Genomic DNA, 17561 nt, shown 5'->3' on the forward strand with positions numbered 1-17561 from the left:
CCCAACGTGGGCCGCCCTGAACCTGTGACATTTATTTTGGAGTTCTCCGAACTCCCACATAAATCGGAACCTTAACTTAATGACATTGGGTTCGAACCAGCGAAATCTGCTATTCCTGGCACCTCTTTGGGTATAGCTACCTCATCTGGAGAGGCAATTGGGACATACTCGTGCCACGAGTGATTCGAAGCACGAGTTGGCAGATACAGTACACGTACCACTGCCCTGGAAGGAACCTGAGCGATCTGGCATCAGGTAGTAGCCAGCACAGTGCGCCACCCCCTCCCCCCTTAGCGGATCTCTACCTGCCGCATGCCGCTGCGGCCGAAGAAGGTGGGGAAATACATGAGCGATACCTGGGCCGGATTTAGGGTATAGGTACCGGCAAAGCGGGGCTGCAGGTTGAGGGTAAACTGGTGCTCCCCCTCGGGCAGCCGGCGGCAAAAGATCACCACCCGGTCCCGGTAATACTCCCGGTGCATTTCAGTCCAGTGCCGGTTCTTATCCTCATAGGTACAGCCGGCCGGAATGGGGATCTCGACCATCACATACTCGGCAGCTTTTTTCACCTCCACATGGGCGATCAGCTGGATGGCCTCTCCCCTTTTAAGCACCTGCTTATCACCGGCAAAGCGGGTACGAATGGTAAAATCGGTACCGGCTGCCTCCGGGGCGTCCAGCCAGCGCTCGGTTGAAGCTGAGAGATAGAGAGGGGTATTCCCCACATTCTTCAGGGCCACCTCGGCCTGCGGCAGGCCTACCGGCTTGCGTATGGGCAGCTCGGTATAGAGGTGGGTCTGGCCAAACACCTGTAGCTCCAGCACTGGCTCCATTTTTTCGGTTAGGTTCAGGCGGGGCATCAGCTGCATCAGCACCTGGGCCGACTCATAGGTATTGCGCCAGTAACCCCCCGGGCGCTTGTCCCAGAGGTACAGCTCGGCCTTATCGGCTGCTTCGGTGGCGCCCAGCTCCTGCAGCAGGCCATAGGCCCAGGCCGTGGCTATGGGGCTGGTATGCTCCGGGTGCCAGCTATTTTCCTCCCCCCAATAGTAGGCGCCCAGCATGGTCTCCCGCTTCAGGGCCAGCACATCGGCGGCCGTATAGGGCATATTGGCGGTAGCCCGCAGGCGCAGCAGCCGCAGGCGGGCCAGCGCATCCTGCTGCAGGCTGTCTTCCAGTACGGGAATCAGCTCCTGATAGGGTACGCCCCCGGCCTTTTAGCTGGCTGAGCACCTCAAGCAGCTGCAGTTGCTCCCTGGGGTAGCGGCTGCCCTGCAACTGCCAGCGCAGGGTTTTCTGCAGGGCCGCGGGATCATACTTCACCGGGTACCCTTCTTCCTTGGCCAACTGCAGCGCGCCCACTATGTGGCGGGTGATCCATAACTCGCCTGTATGGGTCTGCCACCAGCCCCAGAGGCCATCCTGCGGGCGCTGGGTTTCTTCCAGCTGGCGGATGAGCCGCTTGATGAGTGCCTGGCGGCGGGGCTGCTTATCCTGCTCCAGCTGTGCCCTGTTCATGAGCAGCAGGGCATAGAGCTTGGAGGCGGCCTGCTCATTGCAGTAATAGGCAAAGTCCAGCAGGGCATGCACTTCCTGCAGCAGCGGCTCCTGCTTGTTGGCATAGGCCTGCAGCTGCCAGGGGTTTTCGCTAGGTGCCAGCTGCAGGCGATGGGCCGAATCTGGCCGCAGGATCAGGAATTCTCCCCTGGCCTCGCGCACCCCCCTCCGGTAAACAGGCAGCTTCCGCCGCTCGCCATCCAGCAGCCCTCCCTGCTGCCCCATTACCTCATAGGTAAGGGTGAGGGAGTCGGTCGTTTGAGGGGAGATCCAGGCAGAATCCTGCAGGCTGGTGATCAGCTGCGCATTTCGTCCCCCCTGCGGGCGACCTTCTATGGTAAAGAGCGTACGCACCGGCAGGCTGTCGGGCGTATAGTTGTTGACCTGGCCCATCAGCTGGGCAGAATCGCCGCTGAGCAGAAAGCGAGGCATTGCCAGGGCGGCCCAGAGCGCTTTTACGGCCCGGATAGTCTGGCTGGAATAGCCGCTGTAGCGCTTATTGCCAATGGCCAGCAGCTGGGTTTCCCAGGCGGTAACATCGTCCGGAAAGCGGGCGGTAAAACTGGCCCGGCCCTGCGCATCGGTCAGGAGGCGCGGCTGCCAGAAGGCCCAGTCCCGGAAGTTGCTGCGCAGGCTGTTCTGCTGGCTGCCAACCCCCAGCAGGGCCGGCGCAGCCCCCTCTTTTCCTTTGCCACGGGTGTGCGTACCTGTGGTAATGAGAATGGCCCCGCCCGCTGCCCGGCTGCCATAAAGCGCGGCAGCCTCCTCCCCCTTCATGAGAATGGCCGCCGACATCAGGGCCGGATCAAGCGTACTAACATCTCCCGTAAAGGGTACCCCATCAATGATAATCAGGGGGCTACCTTCCCCTCCAGTATCGCTTGGCCAATTCCAATCATTTGAAGCTGCACCCCGTATCTGCACACCCGCAACGGCTCCCTGCAGGGCATAGGTCATTTCTTTTTTCGCTATGGCTCCATAGCCGGTAACCACCACTTCCTGAAGTTGCTCAATATCTTCGGCCAGCTCAATATCCAACCGGCTTTTGCCGCCGGCGGCTTCTTCCCGGCTGGCAAAGCCTACAAAGCTGAAGATCAGCACATCGCCGGGGTTGAGGTAGAGGCTGTAGTTACCGTCCATATCGGTTACAGTGCCAATATTGCTCCCCTTCACCGTAACGGCCACGCCAGGCAGCCCATCGCCGGCAGAGGCGTCGGTAACCCGTCCCTGAATCAGCTGAGAACCGCTGCCCGAGGACTGCATCCGGCCCAGCTGACCAAAATAGCTCAGCTCCTGCTGGATGCGCTTTTCTGAGCGAGCTTCTCCCGGAGACCAGCTGGAGGCATTGTTTAGCATAATGGTTCGGATGTGCTCGATGCTCTGGTCGGCCGGCCGCAGGGGCACTTCCCGGAGATCTGCAAAGGTGGTGGCATGGGCCAAAACAGGCAGGGAATCGAGCTGCAGGTAGGTGCTGTCGCTCAGCAGGCCCAGTAGCTTGTAGCGGCCGGGCGGCAGGTTGTGGAGCAGCGCATCCGTAAGGGTAAGGGGCATATTTATCGGGTACACCTGCACAAATTCCGCATCGCTGAGCCCCAGTACCAGCACCTGCTGCAGCTGAGGGGGCTGCTGGCGCCTTAGGCTGTCCCAGCTGTAGCGAAGCCCTATTTTGCCGGCACCGGGAGCTGTCTGGCGGGGGTAGTTGTAAAATACCTCCTTCTTGTTCTGCAGCGCCAGGTACTGCTGCCATAGCTGCTGTACCTGAGGCTCGGTAAGCGCCAGCTCCTCAAAGCGGGGCCGTACCAGGCGCGGACGGAGAAAGCTGGGATCCCGAACCGGCTTGGTTTCTTTGGCGAAGATCATGCCGGGCGTAATGCGGTACTGATAGCCCGGCTCTGCCTGAAAGCTGGTTTTAAACTTGTCGATCACCTCGTAGCGCAGCGAACTGGTAGTAAAGGGTCCTGCCAGCACCTGACGGGTATGCTGGGAGGCAGAAGGCACATTAACCAGCTGCAGCTGCCCCTCCTGCTCCAGGTAGGTATAGTGCTGGTTGTAGCTGTGATTGACTACGATCAGGTAGTTGTTGAGGCGGTTGATCTCCAGGGGTGTAAGCTGCGGTAGCATTTCTTCTACCCGAATGCGGGTTCCCTCCACTTCCTTGCCGAGGCTCAGGATGGTTTTCTGGCCGGCGGCAAAGCGCATGCTGTCCAGGGTAATGAGGTGCCTGGCTGTGCGCATGCTTACCTTATAGGAGCGGTTGGAATCTACCAGAAAGGAATAGGGGCGCTGGGTGGCCACCTCACTGTAGTATACGGGAACATCGTTGAGGTAAAGCACATGCACCTGCTGCGGCACCCCCTTTTCCACAACAAAGGGGGCCAGCTGGGTGCTGGAATCCGGCGTGGGCAGTGTATGGGTATAAACCTCCTGGCCCGGGTACAGAAACTGATAAAAGGCAATGCTATCCAGCCCCAGGCGTTGCCGCCATAGGGGCCAGTTCAGCTCTTTTTGCTGCTGCACCTGCAGGACTAGCTGGCGGGGCTGACGGATAAAGAAGGGGTACTGCTTTTCCCTGCCCAGGTAGGGCACGCCTGGCTGCAGGCTGCCGGGCAGCTGCTTGTTGTAGGCCAGGGCCGTTACATCCACCCCCTTCACCGGCCTGCCTTTGTAATCCCGCACCTGCACACCCAGCGCTACCTTCTGCCCGGGAGTGACTGTAGCAGGGCTTTCAGCTTCGCCATCCTGCTGCCCTACCGCCTGCAGCTCCAGCTGCAGCATTTTCTTCAGCAGGGGTATCTGCTCCTGCTCCTTGTGGATCTGGCCTCCCCACAGATAGTTGAGCTGCACATAATAGGCCTCCCCCCTGGAAACCTTTTGTTTCCAGAGCAGGGGGTCGCCACTGCTGTAGCCACCAGCAATGCGCCGCTTGCTGCGCTTGCCCCGGTAGATTGAGTACCAGTAGGGGATGCCGCGGCCACTGCTGAAACGGATCAGCAGGGAATCAGGGGTGCGCAGGGCCTCATGCGCTACCAGGGAGGGTTTGTTCCCTAGCTGGAGCACTTCCCGCATGGGTCCTCGTTGTACGGCCACCTCCTGCCAGAGAGGGTCAATCTTGAGGCGCTGAGGCAGCTGTAGCTCAAGCTGCTGCTCCGGCTGACCGGCAGCGGTTATGCTAACGGACACCCTACGGGCTACCGATACCCCCTGCTCCAGCCAGCGAAGGTGCAGGCTATCGCCCTGCAGCTGTAGGTCCAGCAGGCGCTGGGGAGAGTAATGTCCGCTCAGCTTCTCCCGAAGAAACTCCTGCTGCGGGGTTTTGAGGGTAGCCAGCAGGGTATAGCGGATAGCGGCAGGGTAGAAGATGCTGTCGGGCAGCTTCAGCTGGGTTTCGGATACGGGCTCCAGCTGAAGCTTATGGCGCCAGAGCGTATCGGGTATGCTGAGGGTAGAAGGGCCAGCCAGCTGCCCTACACGCTCGGTGACTAGCTGCAGCTCCAGCTCGGCGCCCATCAGGGGCAGTCCGTTTACATCAGCCGCCCGCAGGATCAGCACCGGCTGCGCCCCCTGTACCCAGGAGTCGCTGCTGGCGCTCATGGTAAACGTATTGCCCCGCAGTTCATAATCTTCCAGCTTAAACTGTTGCTCCAGCGAAAATCGCCTGTGGCTGAGCATGAGCTCGGGATAGGTGTCCAGCTGCAGGCCCAGGCTGTCGTGCAGCAGCAGATACCCCTCGTAGGCGCCGGGCCGGTAGGGGGTTAGGGTGCCCAGGGAGAAGGTGCGGTAGCCGCTGCGGGTCCTTCCCCGGAGCTCCAGCTCCAGCGGCTTTTTAAAGGGGCGGTGCTTTTTAAGGGCAAAGGCTTTGTAAAAGACCGTATCGCCCGTCCGGTATACGGGCTGGTTCATGGCCAGGTACCCCCTGAGGCGTCTTTCCCGGCCCCAGCGCTCGTGCGGCTCCAGCGAGCGATCAAACAGCCGCAGCCAGCCCTGTGTTTCTCCCCAGCGAATGGAGTGCACCACGTCCTGCACCGGCTTCCACAACAGGCGAACAGGCTTAAAATAAATCACTTTGCGAACCAGCGTACGGCTTCTGCCATAGCCCCAGCCCTGGGGCTGCAGGGCAAAAAAGTTGCTGACCCCCTGATGCTCTACCTCCAGCAGTTTCCACCGTTGGCGGTAGCGGCGCTGGTACAGGCGGGTATCGGTCTGGTAGGCCATGCGCCTGCCATTAACCGTAACAAAGGCGCCTTCGATCAGCTCCCCTTGCGGGCTATAAAAAGCCGCTACCAGTCTTTTGGGATCGGGGATAAGCTGAAGGCTTACATTGTGTACCCCTTCCAGCTCCAAAACCAGCTGCTCCTGTTTTGCATGTACAAACAGGTAATTGCCGGGCGCCAGCTTCTTTGGGTACAGGCTACCGGTGGCGAAGGAATCGACCAGCTGCTGAAAATAGGTCGGATCTACGTTCTTAAGCTCATCTTTGTAGGCCTTGCGGGCCTGTGGATTGGTAAGGGCATAAATGTAGGTATAGGGGCTGTTCCGGAGGCCGGTGAGCAGGTCCTGAGCCTGGCTTGCAGAGGTAAAGAAAAGCAGGGAGAAGAGGAGTAGAAAATACCGCATAGGCCAAAGATAAAAGGAATGAAACAATATGCACTTCCGAAAGCAGAATGTGTTGCCCTAATTTCTTATGGGCGCACCGTTCAATTAAAAGGCGTTTGGGTTTTGACAGGAAGTAGTTTATTTTCGACCGAAAATCTGTTCCCTCCAGAGCCCTTTCTTTACAGATGCACCAGCCCGCTGATTTCCACAACGCCCGCCCCTACAAAACACGAATTTTGTATGCCACCGCCCTGCTGCTGATCATAGCCCTGGGCCTGGCCAGTCGAAAATATGCCCAGGCGCTTCCCCCCTTCCTGGCGGAGCATGCCGGGGATGCGCTCTGGGCAGCCATGGTATATGTGGGCATCCGCCTGCTGCTGCCAGCCAGACCCCTTCTTTTTGCGGCTGTAGCAAGCCTGCTGTTCAGCTTTGCCATCGAGCTCAGCCAATTGTACCAGGCCGACTGGATTGTGGCCCTGCGACACACCACACCGGGGGCCCTGGTACTCGGCAGGGGCTTTTTGCCCCTTGACCTGCTGCGGTATGCGGTGGGGGTTTTGGGGGCGTTTGGGGTGGATTGGGGGGTGCGGGTGACAAGCCTGAGAGCATTATGACCCATCCTCCCATCCCCCCATACCCCCAGCCCTGACAGGCTGGGCTAGAATTCTGTCGCCCCGTTGGGGCTTTACTGTAATTTGAGCCCCAACGGGGCGACATATCTCAGCCCAGCCTGTCAGGGCTGGGGGGGGGTTGTGATGGGGTGATGGGGTTCCCGAGGATCCGGTGCCGGAATGCGGGGGTTGAAATAATGGGATCGATTGTATGGGCATATCCCCAATCAATCCCAGACATAGCGTTCGTCCCAATCCAGTTCGTGTTTTTTGAGCAGGTGGCGGAATTCTGCCTGAAATTCCTTTTGCTGGTGATGCTCCTCCTGGCGCAGGATGTAGCTTCGCACTACCTCCAGCTGGCTCTGGCTAACGGAAAACGCACCATAGCCTGCCTGCCAGTAGAATCCTTCGTATTCGTGCCCTTTTGTTTTCATCCACCTGGACGAATTTGCCTTTAGTACATCCACCAGCTTTACAAGGGTACTCTTTTTGGAAAGCTCGCAAAGGAGATGAACATGATCGGTATAGCCACCGATGCAGATCGGTGAGGAGCCTTGCTGGCGACAAAGTTCTCCCAAATAGGCCCAAAGTTGTTCTTTTACTGGTGAGAACAGGCATGGCTGCCGGTGCTTGGTGCTGAAAACAATGTGAACATAGCATCTGACAAGCGACTGGGGCATTGGAAGAGAATTTGGCTCTGTAACAACACAAAATTATGATTTGTTGGAGTGATAGGGGGTAACATCGAATTGTTAGGGGCATAGATATGCACGCATAGCCCTTACAGGCTAAGCTCTATGCATGTCGCCCCCTTGGGGCTTGTCCGGATGATACTACATAGGGGATGTATCATAAAACATTACAGTAGAATATGAGCCAAACACATCTACAAGCAGCAGCCCCAAGCCCCAACGGGGCGATATAAAAAAGCCTTGCCTGTAAGGGCAAGAGCCAAACACATCAACCACCAGCAGCCCAAAGCCCCAACGGGGCGACATAAAAAAAAGCCTTGCCTGTGAGGGCAAGGCTATGAGGGCAAGGCTATGGGGGCAAGGCTAAAGGAACAGCAGGAGCCCTTACCCCTGTTTTCCCTTCTTCATCACCAGCACAATCTTGTTAAAGTCGGCGGCGGCGTTGATCACTTTGCGGAAATCCTCGAACCGTTCCAGCGGGAAGTAAATGGACTCGTAAAACTCACTTACCTCTACAGTCAGCGTGTTGCCCTCCAGTTTGTAGCTGGAGTCGAATTTATACACCACTTCCTGCTTATCGTCTTTGGCGCTGGCTTTTATGGCCAGATCCTTCAGGTTCTGGATCTCATAGCCTTTAGGAATGGTAACGGTAATGGTGCGCAGGTAGCTGCGGTTGTACTCATTTTCTACCGGCATCAGGCGCTTCTCTTCCTGGTAGAGCTCGGACTGAGGCCCGATCAGCTCACCTACTTTAAAGAGCACCGTACCGCCTGCGCGGTCAATAAAGGCAGCGCTTTTAAAGCGGCTGTTTACCACCAGGGGGTCCTGAAAGTTTTTGAAGCTAACATCGGTAGAGGCAAACTTCATCTCCTCGATATCCGAATCCTGGGCCATGAATTTCACCAGTTCCTTGAGCAGCTCCTGGCGACGGCTTTCTTCCAGCATGGGCAGGGCCGACTTGATGTAGGAGGCCTGGTAGCCCTTAAAGCTGCGGTCCAGTTTAATGGTATTGGCGCTCAGGTCTTCGCTGAAGTCTACGGCTACCACCATATTATCGTGGTTATCATCTGCTTTGGGAGCGGCTATGTACTTGATTTCGGAGATAGGGTGGGCATAATCCCGGATCATTTTGGTGCGCACAAACAGGCCCCAGTTGGCCGTAAACTCTGCCGGAGTCATGCCCAGGCGGTACTGCGGCATGTAGGGGGCTATGTATTTCTCCTCACCGGGCAGGTAAATAAGGTAATCCTCAAGGTAGTTGTAGGACTCAAAGCTGCCATCCAGCTTAACATCGCCGCGGTCGCTGGTCAGCACCAGTTCCAGCGGAATACCGGCTTTCTCCAGCAGGGCTACCGTAAGGCGGGTAATGCCAAACTTGCTGCCAAACTTGTTGCGGGCAATGGCGCCAATGTGATCGGAGGCGTCTGAATTGGTATTGATGTAGAACTTGGTCTTTACCCAGTCTTCAATGGCGGCGGCCTTCAGGTAGGGAGTGCTGTACTGATCGACCTTCATGGCCTTCAGCAGCTTGGCCACTTCTTTATCTTCCTGCTTATCCAGGCCGTGGATATTCTCATAAAGGTTTTTGCCGGCATTCTCCCAGGTAAAAAGCTTTACATTGCCATTTACGCTGTTGTAGGTAAGCTTGAACTCGATGCGCTTGCGGTTGTCGTTATAGGAGGCAAAGGCTTCGGATTTAAGCGGGGCTACCCCCTCGGCACTGGCGGTGTAGATATTTCGTTTTTCATCACCCTCCTGCTCCACCACCTCGGCATAGCCGTTGTAGCTCTTGAACTCAAACTGCAGGTTGGCCGGGGCAATCAGCTTAAAGCTGCTTTTCCTCAGGGGGCTGTCTCCCTGAAAATACTCCCGCCCGTAGAATTTGGGCGTCATTTTGCAGGTGTAGTAAAATTCGATCTCGCTGCCCACCACGGCGCCATCAATGGCAAAGATCTTATAGCCGGCGCCGGCTTCTTTATCTTCCACCTCCTTGATGTCGGCCTTGTTGATCTCCACCACGCGGCCATCGGGCTGAATGGTTCTGGCCCGCACATCCACCAGCTCCTGCACCCGGTACATGGGGATGTAAATGCGGTTATTGGCTGCCACCGCCTTATCATTGTTCACCCGGGTGGTTTCATGGCGGGTGTAGTACATGGTGGGGCTATTGTTGGACTCGTACACAAATTCATACTGCACATGGCGCAGCAGGGTGATCTCCTGGTGGGCTTTGATCTCGGCCGGGGGTAGCTTGGCAAGCTTGGGGCTTTTGTCCCAGCTGTAGGCTTCATAGCCCTGGGCCAGGGCCGCCAGAGGCAGGGCCAGTAGCAGGCCCGCCAGGAGGGGAAGAATGTATCGGGTTTGTTGCATATCGGATAAAGTGGGCCTGCGGCTAGCCACCGCAGGCGGTAGATTGATAGAGAGTAAGGGGTATTTAAACCCGTTTGCGTTTCAGGATCAGGGTTTCGCTATAGGCCTCGCTCAGCTTTTTGATGGCCTCGTTCCACTGGGCAAAGCCTTCGGGCTGCAGCAGGAGGTAGTTCACATACAGCTCCTTGTGCAGCACAATGCGGCCTTTTTCCTGGCGGTACTTGATCGAGTAGCCAAAATAGGCATTGGAGAAGGCATCGTCGGCGGGCAGGTGGGCCAGGGTGTAGTTGGCCGGCAGCTCCAGCACCGATACGGTTTGCTTGGTGTATTTGTACTCGTTTTCAATGGCCAGCTTGCGGTCCTTATCAATAAAGTCCTTGAAGTAGGCCTTGTCCAGGTTCATGTTCAGGTAGATCTCCTCCCCTATTTCCCGGTAATAATCGGCGATGCTGAACTCGTAGCCAATGCGGGTGGGCTTGTCCAGGTTCTGCACATCGCTTACCTGGTACTGCTCCAGGTAAAACTTGTTGCTGCCCCGGCCCAGGCGACGGGTAAGGTATTCTTTTACCTCCTGCTCGCTGGTTTTGCTGATGCGGTAGGTGTTGAATACTTTATTGTAGCCGCTAAGGGTTACATGGCCCCGGCCCTTGATCACCCCCTTCTCCAGCCGGAAGTAAGAGGTATCAGTATCCCGGTTCTGCTCTTTGGGCACCTCCGGCACCCGCACGATCTTGTACTCCCCCTCGCTGAGGGCAATAAGGGCTTCCTTGCCCTGGATCATGGAAGAGGGCAGTTCAAAGGGTGAATACTGGGCGGTAGCATCCAGGAAGTAGGGCCGCCCCCCGCTCATGTAGGTGGCAATCATGTGGTTATCTACCAGGGGCGAAGGCAGCTCGGAATAATCATAGGGAATATCCCGGGTGCCGATCCAGGTAAAATGACCCTTGATGCCGGCATGCTGCATCATATTCACTAATATGCTGGCCATGTCTTTGCAGTCGCCAAAGCGCTTCTCGCACACATAGCCGCCATTATGGGGGATCAGGCCGCGCATGCCATCTTCAAAGGCAATGTACTTGATGTTCTCCTGCACCCAGTAGAAGATGCGCCGCACCTTTTCCTCTTCGGTTTTGGCGCCCTCCACCAGCTCGGCAACAATGCCCTTCAGGGTCTCATCCTGGTGCTGCTCCAGTCCCTTGATAAAGGTCTTGTACCAGGTGTAGAGATCATCTGCCGAGGACAGCACATTTTTCTTTACCCCTTTAGAGGTGGTAAAGGACTGCACCACAATGTTGAGGTGAGGCGTATAGTATTTGATGGTGGGGGCGCTGCTTTCACTCTTGTATTTTTCGCTATTGCGGATCTCGTAGACATAGCGGGTGCGGGCGCCTACCTTTTCTTTGGTCACCTTCACCTTATTCTCCACATCGTGGCGCAGCTTCAGGTCTACTTCAATACCCGGGTCCAGCGTAAGGGTAAAGCGGCCGTGCGCCAGGGGGGCATTGCTGCTAAAGAAAAAGGAGCCGATAAAGCGGGCATCCCGCAGCAGCTCATCGTACTGCAGCACGGTATGGGCCCCGGGCTCAATGGCCGGATACATAAAGGTAATGAGCTTGGTATCGTCGTAGAAGACCTGCGAGTTCCGGTCAAAGGTTTCCTTAAAGTCGGTCACCTTTAGGGTACGGTGCTTCTTTTTGTTGGGCAGCAGGGTAGCGGCCTGGATGTTGCTTACCTGATGAAAATACGAGGCATAGACCACATCCTTGGCAAACACCTGCGACATGTCGCCCAGGTGCACCATTTCCTTGTAGTTTTTGGTCCGTACCAGCAGTGAATCGGCCTGTACCGAGATGTCGATATCCTCGTAGTACTTCCAGTATACGGCCTGCTCTTCGGGATACTGCTGCTTCAGGGCGGTGTAGGTAGCCCCAAAGTCCTGCGCCAGGACGGGCCCGGCGGCCAGCAGCAGCACCAGCAGCAGCGCCGGCAGCTGCCTGTGGCTGCGGGGAGTGTTAGTAGAGGGTGCCATCCCGGTAGTATTCTTTGAACAGTACTTTTCCATTCTGATCGTAGGTTAGTTCCCATCCCTCTTTTTCGCCAAAGAGGTAGGTAGATGTGCGTTTTACTTTTCCGTTGGCATGGTACTCTACTTCCTGCCCGTGCAGTTCATCATCTACATAGGGCGATTTTTTGCGCAGGCTGCCATCGGGATAGTACTCTTCCCGTACGCCCTGCTCCTGCCCTGCCAGGATGGTACGCACCTCCATAAGCTTGCCAGAGGGGTAATAGGTCTGCTGCTTGCCCTCCATAAAGCTGTTTTTGTAGTGGTTCTCTACCGATAGGGTACCGTTGGGGTAATAGGCCTTTACGGTACCGGTATAGTTGGGCAGCTCAATGTAGGGGGTAAGCTGCTTGTCCTTATCCAGGTAGCGGTAGCGCACCAGCCCGTTTTCGTCATACATCCGCTCGATCATCAGGGTGCCATCGGGAGCGTAATAGAAGCTGCTGCCGATGCGATCGCCCTCTACAACCGTACCTTTTACCCGGATCTGTCCATTCTCCCAATAGTCAATGCGTTCGCCATGGTACTTGCCATTGCGGATGGGGATTTTGGCATCTACCTTGCCCGACTCAAAGTACCAGGTCCAGAGGCCGTTTTGCTCGCCATCTACATAGTCGCCCTCCACCCGCAGCTTCTGGCTGGCATAGTAGGCCTTGTAGCGGCCGTTGTACTCGCCATTTTTAAGGGGGGTTGAGGACTGCAGTTTGCCGTTGGCATAGTAGGAGAGCAGATCAGAGGCATACTCGCCGCACTGCATCTGGGTCTGAAAGCGGGTCTTTTTATTGGCAAAGTAGAGGATATTCTTACCATTGCCTTCGGCCAGGGTTTCGCTTTTCAGCACGCCGCCCAGGGTATCCAGCTGGGCCCGGGCCGTAAGCACCCCATGGTTATAGGTGTTGCGGAAGAAGGGGCGTCCGTTCTTATCAAACTGCTGGTACTCACCATGGCTATCGCCAAAGAGATAATACTGGCTATGGGAGAGGGTACCATTGGTAAAGTAGGTGTTCCAGGTTTGTTCCATCTCGTCATTGAGCACCCAGCCCTCGGTTTTGATGCGGCCGTTTTTATGGAACTGGCGGTAGTAGCCATGCATCGCGCCATTGACATAGGTGCACACCACATCCTTCTGGCCCGACTCATGGAAGCTCTGAAAGAGGCCATGGTACTGATCATCCTTAAAGTTGATGAGGCTGCTCTTGTTGCCGGTAGGGTGGTAGTAGGTAAACAGGCCGGTGGCCTTGCCCTTCTTGATATCACCCTCGTAGCGCAGTGTGCCACCGGGATGGTAGGCCTTTATCTTAAAGGTACCCTTGCCATCGCCGCCCTGGCTCAGGATCTTTTTGTCTTTGTCGTAATAGGTATAGCCCGTAAACAGGCCATTCTTATGCTCATAGTCATAGTAGAGCTGGCCGGTGCGGGTGTAGTAGCGGGCGGTGCCATGCAGCTTGCCCTTCTGGTCAAAGACCTCTTCGGACTGCAGGCTTCCATCTTCATTAAACTGCACCCAGGGACCGGTTTTGAGATCGCTGGCATAGCTGCCGGCAAAGCGCTTGCTGCCGGTAGCATAGAAGCCAAGCCACTCACCGGTTTTTTCGCCCTCCAGGTAGTGGCCCTGCTGGGAGAGCTTGCCGTTGGCGTGATAGTACTCATAGGGGCCGGTCAGTTTGCCCGCTGTGTAGGTGTACACTTCTTTTTTATTTCCATTCTTATAGAAATACGTAAAGGGTCCTTCGGCCTCATTGTCCTTATAGGTATAGCGGGCGCTCACCTGGCCGGTCAGGTAGTAGGTAGTGCCGCTGCCGTTGCGCTTATCATCTTTGTAGAGCAGTTCTTCCTTTAACTGTCCGCAGGGGTAATAGATGGCTACCCGGCCCTGCATGAGCCCGTCTTTGTAGGGAATCTCATTCCAGAGGGGCCCGCTCTGGTAATAGTTCTTTACAAGGCCGGTAACCTCGCCCTTGCTGTCGTAGTCCTCTTCTTTTTTCAGGGCGCCATCGTCATAGTAGTAGCGCCACTTGCCGGTTTTGGTGCCGGTCTGGGTAAAGTTGCCTTCGGCTTTTCGTTCGCCATTGGGGTAATAGAACACCCAGGGGCCGATGTAGGTATCATCGTCGATCTGGTTGCCAATGGCATTGAGGCGGTGGGTTTCATAATACCAGAAGGTGTACTCAGCCTTTTGGCCCCCAATGGTGGCTGTACGCTTAAAGCGAAAATCCCGCAGCTCCTGGTTGGCCAGGGCAAAGAATTTATCCAGGCTTTTCTGGTTAGACTTGTTCCATTTCTTAACCCCCTTATCGTCTACCGATGAAAGAATATGGTAGATAAAGGCTTCTTTGAGCCCCTGCTGGTTGATTTTGGCAAAAAGAGGTACATAGAACTGCAGCCAGAAATCATCCCCTTTCTCTGCGGCAGGCAGGGACTCCAGCACCAGCTCCAGCTGCTGGGCTACCGGGGCCTTAAAGGCAACGGAGGATTTGAATTTTTTATCCAGCGCGGCATTGGACTTAATGAGCAGGTCCAGCTCCTTGAAGGCTGCCAGCGTTTCATTGGCCGGCTGGCTGTTCTCATAGGTTACCGCATTTTTCATCAGGTTGTTGAGCAGCACCAGTACGGCATTGTTAGTGGGCTGCAGGGCCAGGTAGGTGCTCAGCGCCAGGGTGGCCTTTGCTTTTTTTCCCTGCATGATCATGATATTGCCCAGAAACAGGTGGGCGTTGCCATAGAAGGGATTGAGGCGAATGGCCTCCTGCAGTTCGCCGATGGCCGCAGCATACTCTTCCCGCTTGGCTAGTACCACGCCCAGGTTGTAGTGCAGCAGGTAATCATACGGATACTGTTTAAGCCCTTCTTTATGGGTGGCTACCGCTTTTTCGGTCTGATCGGCGCCGCTATAGGCATTGCCCAGGCCTACGTAAAACAGGGCCTTGTGGGCAGAGGGCTCTTTAATGCCCTTCTCGCCTACGGCAATGGCCTTGTCCCACTGCTTGGCCTCCAGGTAGGTGATGAGCAGTTCAGACTGCGTCTGCACATAATTGGTATCACTGGCGGGGATGCTCAGGAGTTTCTCAATGGCCAGGTCGTACTTCTCCTCTGTGCGCAGGCTTTTTCCGCTCAGGATCACCTCGCCGGAGCGGATCAGGGGGAGTGTATCGGACTGGAACAGGGCGGCCCGGCTATCGGTGCTGTAGAAGGCCAGGATACCCAGGCAAAGCAGGCTAAATCGCTTCATCAATGGATGGTTTCTATAGGGTTGAACAGGTAAAAGTGGCGCTCTTTCCGGCCTTATCTGCCGCAGCAAAAGGCACAAAAGGGGTATAGCGCTTCCAGTGGGAGTAAAAGTACCGGTTTGTGGTATAACTGTTGTTTTCAAAATGAGCCCGAATAGTACATGAGGTGATTTGTTAGCTCTTTTGCGCCTAAAGTAGGCTCTAGCCGCTAGGCTGCTTCCTGCAGCAGACAAATCGTACGGGCAGTTGTAGTTGGCTACCTGCAGAAAGAGTGTTGCAGCGCAAAGGAGGGCAATCTCCTACATGCATGGGGCCTCTTTTTTTGGTTTCGGCCAACCCCTGCAAGCCTTTTTGGTTAGATGCCTAGGGGTAGTAAGAACTACCCGGCCACCAACCAAGCCTTTTGCTGTGTTAAAAAAAGAGTATGATGCCGTAGTCGTAGGTTCGGGCCCCAATGGGCTGGCGGCTGCCATTTGCCTGCAGCGCCGGGGGCTGCAGGTGCTCTTGCTGGAAGGAAAGGAGACCCTGGGGGGCGGCATGCGCTCGGCAGCCCTTACCCTTCCGGGCTTTGTACATGACATCTGCTCGGCCATTCACCCCCTGGCGGCAGCCTCTCCCCTGTTTAGTCAGTGGCCGCTGCAGGCGCATGGGCTGGAGTTTGTGTATCCTCCCCTGGCAGCGGCGCACCCCCTGGAGGGCGGCAGGGCGGCCGTGCTGCACCCCTCCCTGGAAGAAACCGTAGACCGCCTGGGCAAGGATGGCCCCCTGTACCGTCGACTGGTAGCTCCCCTGGCGAAGAACTGGGAGGCGCTGGGGTCTGCCCTGCTGGGACCGCTGCGCTTTCCGGAGCATCCCCTGGGCATGGCCCGTTTTGGCCTGAAAGCCCTATGGCCGGCCAGCTGGCTGGGCAGGCTCTTTCGCACCCCAGAGGGGCGGGGACTGTGGGCCGGCATGGCCGCCCATTCCATACAGCCCCTGAGCAATGCCACCACCTCGGCCATTGCGCTGGTGCTGCTGGCGCTGGGGCATGTGGCCAACTGGCCCATGCCCAGGGGGGGTGCGCAGCAGATTGCCACAGCGCTGGCGGACTACTTTGTATCGCTGGGCGGCAAAATTGAAACAGGGGTATGGGTGCGCTCCCTGGATCAGCTGCCCTCTGCCCATGCCCTGCTGCTGGATGTAAGTCCCCGCCAGCTGCTGCAGATTGCCGGCCCCCGCTTTACCCCCCTTTACCAAAAACAGCTGGCCCGCTACCGCTACGGCATGGGGGTGTTTAAGCTGGACTGGGCGCTGGATGGACCCATTCCCTTTAGCGCGCCCGAATGCCGGCAGGCCGGCACCGTACACCTGGGCAATTCGCTGGAAGAAATTGCTGCCGGTGAGGCTCAAATCTGGAAAGGCCGGCACCCCCGGCGCCCCTATGTGCTGCTGGCCCAGCAAAGCCTGTTTGATGGCAGCCGGGCGCCCAAGAGAAAGCACACCGCCTGGGCCTACTGCCATGTACCCAACGGCTCAACGGTAGACATGACCGAACGTATCGAACGGCAGGTGGAACGCTTTGCCCCGGGATTTAGGGACCTAATTCTGGCCCGCCACAGCTTCAATGCCCTGGAGATGGAAGCCTACAATCCCAACTACATCGGCGGCGACATCAACGGGGGGGCCATGGACATTACCCAGCTTTTTACCCGCCCGGCCCTGCGGCTGTCGCCCTATACCACTGCTGCCAGGGGCATTTACCTCTGCTCCTCCTCCACCCCTCCCGGAGGGGGTGTGCATGGCATGTGTGGCTACCATGCTGCCAAACAGGCGCTCAAAGAGATCTGGGGACTGGACGAAAACAGTGCGGGCTGATCCGGTCTTCCCCTGCCCCTGTTACACCGCCTGCTCCCGGCTGATCGGCAAGGGGCATGGTCCGGCCAAGCAGGTTCACATCCGCACCCAAACAGCCGTATCCGGCATGGAGATGCCTCCCTGGTGGTTTGGCCTTTCTGTCAAAGGGCGATATCCTGTTCACCAAATGGCACGGCCGCATCCGGCTGGTGCGGGGTATGGCCGGCGCAGTTCCAACTAGAGCCCTTCTCTCTATGAACATCAGTCTACAACCCCGCCAGCACAGAGTCCGCACCAGTTTATGTAGATGCGCCGTTAGTAAAAAAATTTAAGTTGCTGGCAGTTGTATGGCATACTCAACCCCTCTTGTTTTTAATCCAACAGCCACCTTCTTTATCCCACTGTTGCTGAGTTAATTATAATTTTATAATGTTAAATAATACAAAAGTTGGATGCTGATACTTTTAGGAAGTATGCAGTAAAAGGTTTCCGAATAGGCTATAGAGTACCATCAGACGCACATTAATCTTATGTTTTTACAGTTTTTTTCACTTTTATTTATAAATTTACCCTCGAATCAGATTTTCCTCTGGGGTGAACCCGGCACGTTCTCCCC

The 17561-nt window shown here is 56.4% G+C and carries 8 protein-coding genes; 2 read left to right on the forward strand and 6 right to left on the reverse strand.

What is annotated here, in order from left to right:
• Nucleotides 1–290 precede the first annotated feature (290 nt).
• The gene (locus ADICEAN_RS04300) at nt 291–1109 is read right to left on the reverse strand and encodes an alpha-2-macroglobulin family protein (protein WP_040396204.1); all 819 of its coding nucleotides are present in this window, start codon (nt 1107–1109) and stop codon (nt 291–293) included.
• The gene (locus ADICEAN_RS04305) at nt 1030–6171 is read right to left on the reverse strand and encodes a carboxypeptidase-like regulatory domain-containing protein (protein WP_009194304.1); all 5142 of its coding nucleotides are present in this window, start codon (nt 6169–6171) and stop codon (nt 1030–1032) included. The genes ADICEAN_RS04300 and ADICEAN_RS04305 overlap by 80 nt, the downstream gene beginning before the upstream one ends.
• A gap of 164 nt (nt 6172–6335) precedes the next feature.
• Here ADICEAN_RS04305 and ADICEAN_RS04310 point away from each other — a divergent pair, with 164 nt between their 5' ends.
• Nucleotides 6336–6764, forward strand: a complete 429-nt coding sequence (locus ADICEAN_RS04310) for a ribosomal maturation YjgA family protein (RefSeq protein ID WP_009194305.1) — start codon at nt 6336–6338, stop codon at nt 6762–6764.
• A gap of 224 nt (nt 6765–6988) precedes the next feature.
• Here the strand turns inward: ADICEAN_RS04310 and tnpA are convergent, their stop codons facing one another.
• The 4 genes from tnpA to ADICEAN_RS04330 all read right to left on the reverse strand — a co-directional run bounded on the left by tnpA (nt 6989) and on the right by ADICEAN_RS04330 (nt 15114).
• The gene (tnpA, locus tag ADICEAN_RS04315) at nt 6989–7441 is read right to left on the reverse strand and encodes an IS200/IS605 family transposase (protein ID WP_009194306.1); all 453 of its coding nucleotides are present in this window, start codon (nt 7439–7441) and stop codon (nt 6989–6991) included.
• Between the two features lie 396 nt (nt 7442–7837).
• Nucleotides 7838–9823 carry a DUF3857 domain-containing protein gene (locus ADICEAN_RS04320; RefSeq protein WP_009194308.1) on the reverse strand — a complete coding sequence of 662 codons (1986 nt, stop codon included), beginning with the start codon at nt 9821–9823 and terminating at the stop codon, nt 7838–7840.
• A gap of 64 nt (nt 9824–9887) precedes the next feature.
• The gene (locus ADICEAN_RS04325; RefSeq protein ID WP_009194309.1) at nt 9888–11852 is read right to left on the reverse strand and encodes a DUF3857 domain-containing protein; all 1965 of its coding nucleotides are present in this window, start codon (nt 11850–11852) and stop codon (nt 9888–9890) included.
• Nucleotides 11836–15114, reverse strand: coding sequence for a toxin-antitoxin system YwqK family antitoxin (locus tag ADICEAN_RS04330; protein ID WP_009194310.1), 3279 nt, complete (start codon nt 15112–15114; stop codon nt 11836–11838). The genes ADICEAN_RS04325 and ADICEAN_RS04330 overlap by 17 nt, the downstream gene beginning before the upstream one ends.
• A 406-nt stretch (nt 15115–15520) precedes the next feature.
• Between ADICEAN_RS04330 and ADICEAN_RS04335 the strand changes: the two genes are divergently transcribed.
• On the forward strand, nt 15521–16966 hold the full coding sequence (locus ADICEAN_RS04335) for a phytoene desaturase family protein (RefSeq protein WP_009194311.1): 1446 nt from the start codon (nt 15521–15523) through the stop codon (nt 16964–16966).
• Nucleotides 16967–17561: the final 595 nt, after the last annotated feature.

Source organism: Cesiribacter andamanensis AMV16, from assembly GCF_000348925.1.
Taxonomy (GTDB): domain Bacteria; phylum Bacteroidota; class Bacteroidia; order Cytophagales; family Cyclobacteriaceae; genus Cesiribacter; species Cesiribacter andamanensis.

What these genes read in the sequence shown, in the direction of transcription:
- ADICEAN_RS04300 (WP_040396204.1), bottom strand. Translation starts at nt 1,109, where the DNA reads ATGCCCTATACGGCCGCCGATGTGCTGGCCCTGAAGCGGGAGACCATG.
- ADICEAN_RS04305 (WP_009194304.1), bottom strand. Translation starts at nt 6,171, where the DNA reads ATGCGGTATTTTCTACTCCTCTTCTCCCTGCTTTTCTTTACCTCTGCA.
- ADICEAN_RS04310 (WP_009194305.1), top strand. Translation starts at nt 6,336, where the DNA reads ATGCACCAGCCCGCTGATTTCCACAACGCCCGCCCCTACAAAACACGA.
- tnpA (WP_009194306.1), bottom strand. Translation starts at nt 7,441, where the DNA reads ATGCCCCAGTCGCTTGTCAGATGCTATGTTCACATTGTTTTCAGCACC.
- ADICEAN_RS04320 (WP_009194308.1), bottom strand. Translation starts at nt 9,823, where the DNA reads ATGCAACAAACCCGATACATTCTTCCCCTCCTGGCGGGCCTGCTACTG.
- ADICEAN_RS04325 (WP_009194309.1), bottom strand. Translation starts at nt 11,852, where the DNA reads ATGGCACCCTCTACTAACACTCCCCGCAGCCACAGGCAGCTGCCGGCG.
- ADICEAN_RS04330 (WP_009194310.1), bottom strand. Translation starts at nt 15,114, where the DNA reads ATGAAGCGATTTAGCCTGCTTTGCCTGGGTATCCTGGCCTTCTACAGC.